This is a genomic window from uncultured Marixanthomonas sp. (assembly GCF_963974425.1).
In the GTDB taxonomy this organism is placed as follows: Bacteria; Bacteroidota; Bacteroidia; order Flavobacteriales; family Flavobacteriaceae; genus Marixanthomonas.
This window is the reverse complement of the sequence record NZ_CAXBCK010000006.1, coordinates 1-13,481: the sequence shown is the minus strand read 5'-3', so window position 1 is coordinate 13,481 and position 13,481 is coordinate 1. Positions and strand designations below refer to the sequence as shown.

7 protein-coding genes are annotated in these 13,481 nt (G+C 34.0%); all 7 read right to left on the bottom strand.

Going from position 1 to position 13,481, the window contains the following annotated elements; translation table 11 throughout:
* Position 1: 1 nt before the first annotated feature.
* Entirely contained in the window at positions 2-3,181 is a 3,180-nt protein-coding gene (locus AACZ92_RS02550) for a TonB-dependent receptor (RefSeq protein WP_339696771.1), read from the bottom strand.
* A 276-nt stretch (positions 3,182-3,457) separates the two neighbouring features.
* Entirely contained in the window at positions 3,458-3,805 is a 348-nt protein-coding gene (locus AACZ92_RS02545; protein ID WP_339696768.1) for a cupin domain-containing protein, read from the bottom strand.
* A 10-nt stretch (positions 3,806-3,815) separates the two neighbouring features.
* Positions 3,816-6,098 carry an alginate lyase family protein gene (locus AACZ92_RS02540; protein ID WP_339696765.1) on the bottom strand — a complete coding sequence of 761 codons (2,283 nt, stop codon included), beginning with the start codon at positions 6,096-6,098 and terminating at the stop codon, positions 3,816-3,818.
* A complete protein-coding gene (locus AACZ92_RS02535; protein WP_339696763.1) occupies positions 6,098-8,440 on the bottom strand; it encodes a chondroitinase-B domain-containing protein in 2,343 nt (780 codons plus the stop codon). The genes AACZ92_RS02540 and AACZ92_RS02535 overlap by 1 nt, the downstream gene beginning before the upstream one ends.
* 485 nt (positions 8,441-8,925) lie before the next feature.
* On the bottom strand, positions 8,926-11,598 hold the full coding sequence (locus AACZ92_RS02530) for a hypothetical protein (RefSeq protein WP_339696760.1): 2,673 nt from the start codon (positions 11,596-11,598) through the stop codon (positions 8,926-8,928).
* Positions 11,585-12,361, bottom strand: a complete 777-nt coding sequence (locus AACZ92_RS02525) for a DUF805 domain-containing protein (RefSeq protein WP_339696757.1) — start codon at positions 12,359-12,361, stop codon at positions 11,585-11,587. The genes AACZ92_RS02530 and AACZ92_RS02525 overlap by 14 nt, the downstream gene beginning before the upstream one ends.
* A gap of 142 nt (positions 12,362-12,503) precedes the next feature.
* Positions 12,504-13,337: a hypothetical protein gene (locus tag AACZ92_RS02520; protein ID WP_339696754.1), complete on the bottom strand. Its 834-nt coding sequence runs from the start codon at positions 13,335-13,337 to the stop codon at positions 12,504-12,506.
* Positions 13,338-13,481: the final 144 nt, after the last annotated feature.

Sequence of the window (13,481 nt, the reverse complement as noted above, 5' to 3'; positions counted from 1 at the left end):
TTTAAAAATTAACATTAAAACCAAACGTAAAGCTTCTAACAATAGGACTTGATCCTATTTGAACCCCATAAGTAGTTGGTCCTAGATAATCACTTTGCGTAGTGTCTACACCCTCTGGGTTATATGAGGTATAATCATCTCCCCATAGGTACAGTAAATTGGTAGCTGCAACATATACTCTTGCTGAATTAATACCAATTTTATTAGTCAACTCTGGTTTAAAAGTATAGCCTATAGTCAAGTTTCTCAAGGCTAAAAAAGAGGCATCTTGTAGTTGTGCATCTAGTTGATTATTTGAGTCTAAATAAAATTCACCATTGTGATCTGCAATACCATCACTATTAGTATCAAAACTATCACGTACTCTTCCTCCAAATTCAGAATTATAATAAATGGGGTCTACGTTCCAAACATCGCCTCCCTGAGCTCCTTGAAATTGGAATGACATATCAAAATCCTTAAAGTTGAGTGTACTATTAAAACCGTAGTAAAATTCTGGTGTATTTTGACCAATCTTTACTAAATCGCCACCTTCCTCAACTGTTTTTGTCTTGTCAATTACACCATCTCCATTTTGATCTACCACGTAGTATGCTGAACTATTAACATCGATGGCTCTTGTTGGATCTTCTATAAAGCTATCTTCAACCATTCCAATAGTTTCTATACCCCACATCTCACCAATTTCTCCACCTACATAGTTTCTAAATACGGGGCCTCTACCACTTTGACCGTATATAGCCTGAGGTAATTCATCTAGCCCCCCTAGATCTGTAATTTCTGTTTTTACTGTAGATATGTTTGCGCTAAAATCCCAACTTAGATCTTCTTTTCTTATAATGCCTGCTGATAGCTCAACTTCTACACCAGAACTTCTTACATCACCAGAGTTAAGTCTTATTGAAGGGGTTCCGAAGACTTCAGATACACTTTGATTAATTAAGATATCTTCAATATCTGAGGTGTAGAAATCTACTCCCATTCTAATACGATTGTTTACAAATCCTAAATCGATACCGTAATTAGTCTCTGTATTAGTTTGCCAAGTTAAATTTGAATTTGCTACATCTGAAGGGATTAAAAACCCAGTGCCTAACACTGTAGCTTGAGGATTTAATAAACTCAATGAATTGTATGCTCCTAAATCTGAAGTAGACCCTAAAGAACCAGTACTAAATCTTGGCTTTAATAAGCTTATAAAATCAATGTTGAAAAAAGATTCGTTATGCACATTCCACCCTATAGAGAACGCAGGGAATGTTGCGTATTTATTATTAGCCCCGAAACGAGAATCACCATCCCTTCTCAGTGATGCCGATACCAAATACCGATTGTCAAAGGCATAATTAATTCTTCCAAAATAGCTCCATCTAGAAATAGTTTCATCTCTTTCCGTTACTGTGATATCTTCAGGTTTTAATAGGTTATAATTTACAATATCGCTAAAAGGCACATTTGTACCTGCTTGAGCTGTACCTTTAAAATGAATTTTTTGAAATTCAATTCCAGCTACTGCAGATATATTATGACTCCCTATTTCTTTTGCATAATTCAACGTAGTTTCACTTAAGGTTGAACTCTGTTTTACATTTGTTTCATCTAAGGCAGTTTGATTGCTACGAGCTTGAGAATCAAATTCAAGTCCTCTCCAAAAATAGTCTTTAGTATCTCGAATATCTGCTCCTAAAACAGCCTTTATGTTTAAATCATCGATGATGTTGTATTGAAAGAAAGTAGTTAAGTTAGCGAAATAAGTTTTTTGATATCGGTCTGTATTGTCAAGCTTCGTTGCGGGACCTGCATCTCCAGTTCCTCCAATACCATTACCACTTCTACCATAATGCCAGTCTTGAGCGGTATCGCCGGGTTCTAATGTATAAATGCTGCTGTTAAATGGTGCGTTGCCTCCTCTATAACCATCGTCAAAAGGATCTAGTCCTAAAGCCTGGGCTTGTTGATCGAGTTGCTGAACAAATGCAATAGATGCTGCTGTATGATAAATAGGGCTAACATTATAAGCTCTTAAAAGGTCTCTCTGGTCATGAGCGATGATGTCTCTATCCGATGCAAAACCATTGAAACTTAATCCTGTTTTGAATTTGTCTCCCAAGTCAACATCGATATTTAACCTAGCATTAAGTCTTTCATAAGCTTCCGTCCTAACGATACCATCAGTATTTTGATAACCAATGGAAGCAAAATATTTTGCTTTTTCTGTACCTCCGCTATAGCTAAAATCATGGTTTGTGCTATAACCACTTCCATAAAGCCAATCTTCTACAGCCAAAACATCAGGAGAATTTCTGTAGGCGCTTATTTTATAATTTACAAACTCTGGGTCCAATTCAGAAACATCAAATCTACCACTGGCAATACCATCTTCTAACGTGTTTGCCCATTCTCCAGCTGTCATATTTATTCTGTCACTTTTATATTTACTAGAGATACTCGTGTAAGTGTTATAGCTGAATTTTGGAGTGCCTTCTTTTCCTTTTTTGGTTGTAACTAAAATAACTCCATTTGCTCCTCTAGAGCCATAGATAGCAGCTGAAGCCGCGTCTTTCAACACCTCTATACTTTTAATGTCGTTTGGATTAACGGTTGCTAAGCTTCCCGAAATAGGGTAGCCATCTACAACTATTAGCGGGTTAGAATTACCATTAATAGACGAAGCTGCCCTTACTTGGATTTTAGGATCTGCTCCTGGTGATCCGTCCTGGTTTTGAATTAAAACACCGGCTAATTTACCTGCCAATGCTTCGTCCACACGGGTAGCTTGAATCGCCGCCACATCTTCACCTCCAACTCTAGCAACAGAACCTGTAACATGACTCTTTTTCTGGGTACCGTAACCAACTACAATTACTTGGTCTAAGGTATTAGCGTCTTCGTCTAGACCAATGTTAAGCGTTGTTTGATTAGTAATGTTTACCGTTTGGGTAACATACCCTACATATGAGAATTGTAACGCATCACCACTTTTTACTTGAATTTGATAGTTTCCATCAAAATCTGTAGAGGTTCCTGTAGAGGTTCCTTCAATGATAACATTTGCACCTACAATGGGGATTTGATCTGCTGCAGAAACCACTTTACCTTCTAAAAGGTATTTGTCTTGAGCTACCATAATAATACTACTAAAAAGCAGTATTGATAAAGTAAGCTTTGTTTTGAAGTTCATAAGTTAGCTGTTTAGATTATTACTCGAATTTTCAATAGTGATAACTTTAAACAACATTCAGTGCCTTAGTAAAAAATAGTTTTATTACTTTTACAATACATGTTTTATTAAGTTACGACGTGTATTATTACTTCCCTCCAAGGAGTAATTTGTTAAAAAGGATGGGCGTGCACCCGTCCTTTTTTTATTGGTAAACCAAATTGGTTAACCAGTTTGGTTTACCAAATATATTAACTTTTTCTTAACGTGCAAATAATATTGGCAAAAAAAATGAGGTTATTCCATAAAATCTTCACGAATAGGACTAAATACATCAATTAATACCCCTGATTTTCTACAAATAGCTCCATGCATTACATGAGGAGGAATATAGAATGCATCTCCACCTTTCATTATTTTAGTTTCTTCACCAATAGTTAATTCAAATTCGCCGCTGACTACATACGTAACTTGAGAGTGGTGATGTTCGTGCATTGGACCAATTCCTCCTTGATCAAAATGTACATTGACTAACATGATTTTGTCATCATATCCCATAATTTTTCGCTTAACGCCTTCTCCAACGGTTTCCCAAGGGATTTCGTCAACCAATAAAAATTCTTTACTTGAACCAAATGTTTTCATCTTTCTTTACTTATTTAAAATAATAGGCACCTGTCCATTGGTATTCTCTATTATCTATGATTAATATATGTTTTTCGTTTTCTGAGGCATTGTTAATTGCCATAATAAAGTCTTTAGTATTGTCGTACACATCTACAATGCGAATCGCTATATAGTCTTCTGTATCGAGTAGGATCTTTATTTCTGAAATAGTACTTTTGGTATTTACAGCAAATTCAGAAACGGGACTATAGCCTCCGTGTGATTCTATTGTAGATGCAAACAGCGTGTTTTTGGTATTTTTTCGTCTAAATAGGATAGAGGCATCTCTTCTTAAATTAAAGTCTGGATCATTAGCTCCTATTCTTGTGAATAAAAGCTCATCTGTTTTTTTAAGTGCCGAAGTAAGCGTGTAAAAGCGCCCTTTGTTAAGCCATGAAATTTTCGTGTTACCTTCAAAAGGGGATCCTAAGCCTTCTAAATACAAATGCTGATAACCATTCTTAGTTCCAAGTGCTTTTAAGCTTTTTGGAACATTATACTCAAAATTTGTGTCTATTAATTGACCCATAAAATAGTAGGGGAGGTCATATTGGTTATTTTCATTAGATGTTAACCTCATAATGTCTAAAACATAAGGTTTTTCGAAGTTTTCATCAGTAATAACCACCATAGTTCTATGCATTTCTGTACCTGGATAAGCAACTGTATCCTTAGCACTCACTAACTGGATGGATTTTTTATTAGCATCAAAAAGATATAGGTTTGAATGGTGTTTACTTCCTATTTCATATTTCCCGTTAAAATGTGAACTTTCATTTACAGTAACTGTGTTATGGGCAATGGTTTGTTTTGCCCAAGTAGTATTTTCTTTTAAATAATTACCGCCTCCTTTTTGTTCTATATTCACAAAACGGCCCATACCATAATCCTGAATTACTTCATCACCATCTTCATTAAGTAAAAATGATAATTTGTCATAATGCCCATGACTAAGCCCTTGAGCAGAATATTTAAAGACTAAAGAAAAATCTTGATTACCAGATCTTAAAACTCTGAGACCTCCTTTTTTTCCGTTAGAACCGTCTGTTAACTTTATTGACTTTTTATTAAACTCTTCGTCTTTTCCGTTTTTAATGCCAAGCGCCACAGATAACCCTGTATCGTCTAAAAGGACTTTTCCTTGTTTTCTGGCGATACTTAAAAGTTCTGGATCTCTTCCACCGTAGTGGTAAGCGATATCTACTGCCGTTACTAACTCCCTTGAGTGAAAGGACATACCTTTTTGGGCATCATTTAGCGGAAAAAATTCGCCATCTGCATCGGTAAGGTTTAATAAAGTATGTACCGACTTGATTAAAACACTGTCTTTATGTTCAAAAATCTTCAGGTCTGGTTTTAAGTTTTGAAGTCCTTCAGCAAAAACTAAAAAGGGATACATAGCATATCGTTGATAATAAGGTCCTTCGGTATAGTAACCATCTGGGGAAAAAGGTTCTTCTAAATTTGCTAAAAATCCAGCTTTTCCATCTTCATTTTTTATAAACCCTCCATCGTTATCCTTTGCACTTGCATCTAATTTGTCATTTTTAATTCCGTATAAAGCACGGTTTACTAACTCTTCATCATCCATTACTAAACCAATCATTCCTACAGCAGCATTCCCCCAAGTACTATGGTTGTGTACACGATTAAAGAATTGAGGATTTTCTATGGAAATATAATCTGCAAAAGGTCTAAAAAGGTTAGTTTCTAATTTTTCACGTTCTTCCGCAGATAAGTAATTATAAATACAATCATAGGCTTGACTAACATAAACTAACCAATTTGAATCATTTAAACATTGCCAAAATAGTTTTCCTCTGGCATACGATCTTGTTTGCGGATGCGGAGGTAGGTTTTTGTACATATCTTCGTATTGAAATAGCATATCGCGCACGTACTTGGCATATTTTTCATCTTCTAATAATTGGTAAAGCACGCCCGCTTTTCTCATAATGAAGAAATTAGTTTTATGGCGCTCATGAGTATAGCCTCCAGAATAATCGTTAGGCACCGGAGTATTGATCCCTAAAGCGATTTCGGCATCTACTTCATTTTTTACAGTTTGCAACTCTTTAGAAAAAATAGGCATGTTTCCCAATTCAGCTTTTATTTTTGCAACGCCATCTTGCGTTAAAATAAGAGAAGGGTGCGTGCTGTTGTTTATTTCTAGCGTATTTGGACGTGATTCCTCCTTATTATCGCAAGAAGTAATAACAAACAATAGGGTACATAAAATGGCAGGATTTGTAAACCTTTTAAACTTTTTCATTAAAGATTATTTGAAATAATACCTAGGTCTAAACCATCTGTTGCTTTACCCGATAATTTTGAATTTGAAACTAATACGAGTGTTTCATCATTAAATTCTGGTTTAAGATTCCATCGGTTTTTAATGGTGAATTTCTCATCGCCTGTAATTTCAGTTTTATCAGAATCATAAAAATTGTTATTTACAATATTTACAATAGGTTCGCCCACAACTAAGTGCATATTAATTCCCTTAGTTTTATTAAATATATTATTCTGAATCTGTATTACTTGTACACCATACAATGAAACTGCCGAATTGTATTTATTCCTTTCATTAAAACCAACATTATTAAAAGTACAATGATCTACTTCTAAAAATGGGCCAAAAGTACTTTCATCTTTACCGCCTCTGTGCAAACGAAGTGCGGCTCCGCCAATGTCTTCATATTTATTATTTTTCATAATAATATATTCGGCATTATAAATACCAATATCGTCTGTTTCCCTATCTAGTGCCATGACATGGCCGCTAATTGTGTTAAAGTTGGAGTTTTTAACACTAATGGTATCTGCAAACGTATTTTTATAGACTTTAAGAACATCAAACGAATGATTAACATCTAGATTAACGAAGTCACAATCGTCTACAAACAATTTGTAATTTTTATTCATAGAATATTTACTGGTTGTTATAACCGAATTACCCGTTCTATCTGGACAGGCTTCACCATCTACCCGAATACCTTTAAGTGAAAGGCTTCCACCATTTTCAATTTCAAAAAGTGATCTCTTTTCAAATAAAATAGTTGGTTTTTCTTCGGAAGAGGATACAAAACTTAATGCGTGTTTTATAGATATTGATTTTGACAGCGAATAGGTTTTTGATGCGTTCAACTCTATAATATCACCAGGGGATGAGGTTTTAACGGCATCATACAAAGTATTTAATCCCGCAGCTACAGAAATAGTCTTTCCTGAACCTAGTGTAGCATTTGTTATTTCTTTTGAGTACCAAGTAACACCTGTTTTTTCTTTTGTAAGAATTGTTTCGGGTAACGTAGCGCCTGTATTTGTAGGGGCATCCTCAGGTACTAATAATCCAGCATTATTTTTAACCAAGTTTAATTGCTTTTTTTTAAATCCAGAGGGAGTTATTGGTGCTATGTTTTTGCTTAAAATATTATTAGTAAATGCAATACCGCTTATATCATCATAGACAGTAAAGATGCTGTCCTTACTTTCATTATAGAAAATATTATTTTCCATAACCGAATTTACGGGAGGCGCACTCCGCTCTTCATCTGCACCTGCACAAAGTTGTATATGGTCACAATTAATAAACGTGTTGTTTTTAACTACCGCATCTTTAGCTTGATCATAACGATTAATTGGCGAATTATAGATGCCATTCATTATTACAAATGCACCTCTAAAACGATACCCTGTTAAACCAATACCGTAGTTGTTTGTAACGGTTTGTTTTCCGTTTATTACGCGTATTCCACCTGTTGATGGTTTACCGTTTCCTATAAAAACATTCCCATCTACAAGTGTCTCTTCTCCGTGTCTCATTGTCAATGTACCTGTACATTCATAAAACACATTGTTTTTGTAGGTATTTTGTCCAGACTTGTTCGAAATAATCTCATGTTCTCCATTACACCGATCAAAATAGTTAGATTCAACCACAGTATTTGAATTGGTTCGAGAATAATGGCTTGTACCAATACGTAAAGTTTCACCACCATTAGAACCTAAATTTTGACGAGGACCAAAGTAATTATGATCAATCTGGTGATTATTCTCACGGCTTTCCTCGGTGTTTAACCTAACCGTCATCGTTACACCTCTATTTTTCTTACCTGCCAAATGATTATGATCAATGCGATTATTTTTACCATATATGGCAACCCAAGTATCAGCTTCGTGGCGTTCAGGATTGCTATAATTATCGATCACACATGAGGTTAACCGACAGTTATTTGAAAGTGTTTCGTTGTCTTTTTTAAATGTAATAACCTCGTTAGTTGGGGTAAACCCATTTTTAAAAACAAGTCCATCAATTACAAGATGATTTCCAGCGATTCGTAAGTTTGAAGATCCTTCTAAAGTTACTTCTCCTTTTTCTTCTACAGTTAATGTTATGGGGTTTTTTGCAGTTCCTTCTGCTTCAAAAAGTAGTTCAACATCTTTCCAAACTCCATTTTTTAGAACAATAAGATCACCAGGAACCGCATTAGCAGTTGCTTCATTAAATTCTGCTAAGTCTTTTACATAGATTCCTTTTTCCGACTCAATATTGCAAGAAACAAAAGAAAGAACAAGTGATGAATAAATAACAATAAGGGATTTTAAAGACATATATGGTGTAGTTTTTTGATAATGTGCAGTATATAAAACTGGTTTACCAGATTGGTTTACCAAAAATAGAAATATTTATGATAGTCACAAATTTTTAGGGAAACTTTCCTTTTTTTGATCATTTATAAAGGAAAACATTAACTATATATAATATCACAGCGATAATATGAATTTTTTCGGGTAAGGAGGGAAGGTGATGATTGTATTTTGTGTTGCCTCTTTTTGTAAATTACATGTTATTAAGCACGGGAAACTACTACCAATAGTGTAATAGTAAAAGTGTTTTATTTATTTGTGTAGTACCGTTAAAGAACTAAACCAATGCTTTTCTTAAGGCAACATTTTTGCCCACAGTATTTTTCGTAGTGTGATTCCAATTAGCTCAAAATATAGTGTCTACAATTGTACTTGGCTCTTTTTTATTGAGAAGCTTGAATTCTCTCTCTCAAAATAAAGACTAGCGATATTAGCCGTTCTTTAAGTGTTTATTCTAAAAACTCATCTTCGGTAATGGCTTCTTTAACAAGATTGCCAGACGCATCTCTCATTTCTTCTAGATAATATAATCCATTGCGAGATGGGGTGTAAAAGTATTCTGCGACACCATCAACGTCTTCTGTTAAGACTCTGTCTGCATTGTAATAAGAAATGCGGGTACTCATTCCAGATTTATTCTTTTGAAAAACGATATCGGCAATACCATCACTGTTGTTTATTAAATTTTTAAGAGTGTCAAAAGTGCTTATTCGCACTACTTCATCAGCTTTATTCCACAGATATTCTATACTGTGATACCCATCGGGTCCTAATACAGCTCTATCGTTTTTATCTTTGTAAGATATATTTTTTACAAAGCCAGCACTCGTGAGCTCTTTTTCTTCTTTAAAATATCCATACGTATTATTTATTCTCTCTCCGCGTTTTCCGTAGTATTCGTATCCTATCTCACGTTGATATTTATCATACAGATATACTATCTGGTGGGCATTAAAATCATTGTAAGTTGGGCGATTGTGCTTATCGTAAAATTGTTCGGAAATTAAGGTGCCAAACTCATTGTATTTAGATAAAACCTTACTAGCTATCCCTTGTAAATTATTATCTTGATTATAGTATGTTACTAAAGAATCTTTTCCAAAACGGTTTACTTGGAAATGAGTTTTAAATACACCATCCCATAAAGCAGGTTGCATATCCCGATCATAATTTGTCCGTTCGATAAGAGTGTTGGTATTATCGTATTTAAATATATTGTATGTTACATTTTGAAGTGCATTGGCCAACTTGTTGTCGGTTGTGTAATAGGTTGTTTTTATTTTGTTGTTGTTTTTATCGTATTCCCATTTGGTAGTAGCTACATCGTTTTCAAAAGGGTGTTTTTCTAAACGTGAACTATATGATGTTGTTTCAATATTATTTCCGTGGTCATCATATTTGTATCGATACTGTATAATACTATCCTGTGTTATTGCGTAACTTCCATCAATATCTCTATACGTTTCTTCGAGTAGATTGCCCTTACTGTCCATCGATTCTTCTACATAACCAATGCCCATAGTGCTATTGAACTCATCGCCGAAGGCATCTACATTATGCCGAATACGTTTAGTATCGTTTATGTGCGTGTATTTGGTAGCACCCCATTTGTTTTCATTAAACTGAAGCACGTAGTTTGGTAAATAGTCAGCTTCAAAGGTTATTTGCCCATCGCTATTAAATAATTGTACGTTTTGAAAAGCTTCATACGAGCCTATTGCTGCATTGTTTTTTATATTGAAATTTCTCGTATCTGTAACATTTCCATAGATATCGTAGGTATATTGATATCGGGCTATTCCATACATATCGGAAGTTGGTTGAGAGAACTTATTTAAAAACTTTGTTTCTCGCAAGTATCCTCTTTCATCATAAAGATATTCAGTTTGATATCCATCAATATGGAAAGCCAACTCTCCCTTTGTATCATAACATGTTATTTTGCTAATGTTATGGTTTTCATTGAATTCATATTCATATGTAGAAACAAAATCGGTGTTGTAGGTTGGTTTTTTGTGAAAATTGAAATACGATATTTTTTTAGTACGTTCTAGATTATCTAATATTCGTTTTTCGTAATAAAAACCTTCTTCTCTTTTTATCTGATTATTTTGAGCATTGTAATATGAAGAAAAATAACTGTTTGTTTCTGTATTAAATTCACGCTTTATTATAGCTATGCCATCTCTTTCTACAGATTTTCCTTGATCATTATAGTATTTTGTAAGTATGTTTCCTTTTTCATCAAAAGTTGTTTTAACAATGCAATGTTCCTTACTATTTCTATACACCATATCTTCATTATAGAAATGAGATTCAAAATGATGTTTGTCTTTTTTAACGAGTATTGTAATAGGAGATTCAAAATACCCTCCTTCGGTAAGCTTTCCATTGTTATAATATGAAATAATCGTACTGTCATTTTTGTTTTCTATATGATAAACAGCGCCATACTTGCTTTTAGCTTTAGATTCAGGAATTGCAGATTGTAGCTTACAAGTAATCGTATAATTAAGTGATCTATAATAATCTTCTTCTTTTCCTGTAAAAACTTGATAGCTATAGATGTCGTCATTTTCATAATAGGCGGTTTCGCGTAGTAGACCATCAACGTATAACTCCCAATAACGTTGTTTATCTTGAATTACGTTGTGATCAGATTCGGTATCATAAACATATTGCAAGCTATCGCGAAGCGTGCTGTATTTATCAACTAGATTTTCAAGCTTTTCTTGTGTTAATTGATCTTCTCCAAGTTTTATAAGGTCTTTTCTTAACCGGCGAGCGCAATATTCTGTTATATTAAAATGATACTGTTCGTGTATTAATAATTGCTCACTCCCAATAGTATCAATCTTTTTATATCCCGATTTATTGGGGTTCATATACGCATATACTTTAAAATACTTGTTGTCTATATCAACATCATATATAAAGTTAGAATAGACAGATGCATCATAACCACCTTCTATGCTTGTAACTTCAGGAAAGTCATCCCAAGTTAAGGCACGGTCATTCCAGTTGATAAATTCTTTTGCTTCTGTTTTAAATGACCAACCAAAGGCTATTAAAATGCCCAACAAAACAAGCGATATTAATAAATTGTATTTAAGCTTTAACATACGATACGACACGCTTTCGGGAAGCTGAATAGATTAATGAGGAAATATATGTACAACAGAAAATAGACCCAGCATAAAACACTTGTTGTACTATTTCAAGAGCATTTACTTCTATATTGTTAAGGAAAAAGTACCGGAACAATCCTATAAAAATCATTAATGCTAAAGAGAACAGTCCTCTGTAAATTAAATTGTAGTAGGGGAGGTTGGGTTGTGGTTTTCCACTGTTAGAAAAGTATAAAAGCAGAAAATAGCCAGTGATAATTGCAACAACTTCGGCAAGATATATAAAAATTAAAATACCTTCATTAATATATACATCGGTTAAGGCAATTAACAAGGTAGTAAGTAAAATTCCTGCGAGCAATTCACTTCCTATTATTTGGAGCGTCTTTTTTTCAGGAAGGACAGTTTTTTCTTTTATAGAAAATTGTGATTTTTGTTGCTCCTCCAGTTCGGTTAATTTAGGGTCTTGACCGTATTTGTTCTTTCGTTTTTCACCCTCACTGAACAATAAAACAAAAAAGTAAAAAGGGATTAATTGGTAAAACCCATTTTGTCCCAAATCGTGACAACGGCGGGGACTTTGTGAAAAGAAAAACCAGTATAAAGCTATAAAGTATATAAAAACGTTTAAGGTACCAATATCAACAATTTCATTTAAAAGAGAAATAAAGAAGACTGCTACCATAAGCAGTAGATAACTTACTGCAAATTCGGTACGGCGTATTCGGCCTTTAAATGAAAACGGTTTCCTGAACATGAAAGCTTACATACTAACGCTTGTCAATATACAGGTTTCTTTTAAATGGACAAATTATTTTTAACTTCACATATATAATAGGAGATGTTTTTGAGGGTAGGTTATGTAGATTTATTAGTTTTCCCATCTTTATCACACCTATCTAATCTTCCTTTTTTCTTTCTTCACGTTCTTTCTGCCTTTTCTTTTTAGCTTCTTCTTTTGGGTCTTTTATAACAGTTGTCCAATGTAAGCTCGTTTCATCATTTATGAGGGTTGTAAAGCTTGTTTTGTTGTCAATATAGATATTAGTAAAATAGTCTTTATAATACCATACGAAGAAAACGCTGCCCAAAGTCGGTTTTTCTTTTTCTCTATAATTTAGCCAAATCTCTCCTGGTTTGTCCGTTTTAAATCCTAAGAATTTGCCTTGATAATAGCTTTTGTCATTTACTATTTCGTTTTCTGGTGATATTTCGTAAACAAATTCTCCACCATAAATTGCTGTGCCGTCTGGTTGAAAGGCTGGAAAAACAAAAACATCTAAATTTCCTTTTTCATTTTCCTTTATGTAGTGGTTAAATCGTATTGATGTCGAGTCTCTAACCGACTTCATTTCATTAAAAGCTTTCGACAATGCTTGGCCGTGTTTATTAAGAAACTTCTGATCAATTTGTGCATCTGTTTCGATTATTTCTGTTTGAGATTTTATAATAAAATGAAAAACTTGATTGTATTTTCCATTTTCATATTTACCATATACAGAATGCCAAGTATTTGTTGCGTCTTGAAAACAAAACCATTCTCTTCCTAGTTCTCCTAATCGTTCTTTGTCTTTTGTGATTAGCATATCGGTAGAATACCAAGCGGCCAAATCATAATTTAAAAGCCAATTGGCAGTTTCTCTTTTTTCAAGAAGGTCTTTTTGATCAAAATCTTGAGCTTGCATTAAATTAAAACCCAAAAATATAAATAGTAGTAAATGTATTTTTTTCATTTGTGGGATATTGTTTTTAAACCAATCTAGCATACACAGACCAAACAGAAAATCTACGGGTTTATCAAGTAGGGGAGAACAAGCAATTGCTTATAGCCATTGTGCCTGTTGCACAAGTCTCGCCAAAGATAAATATATTTTGTA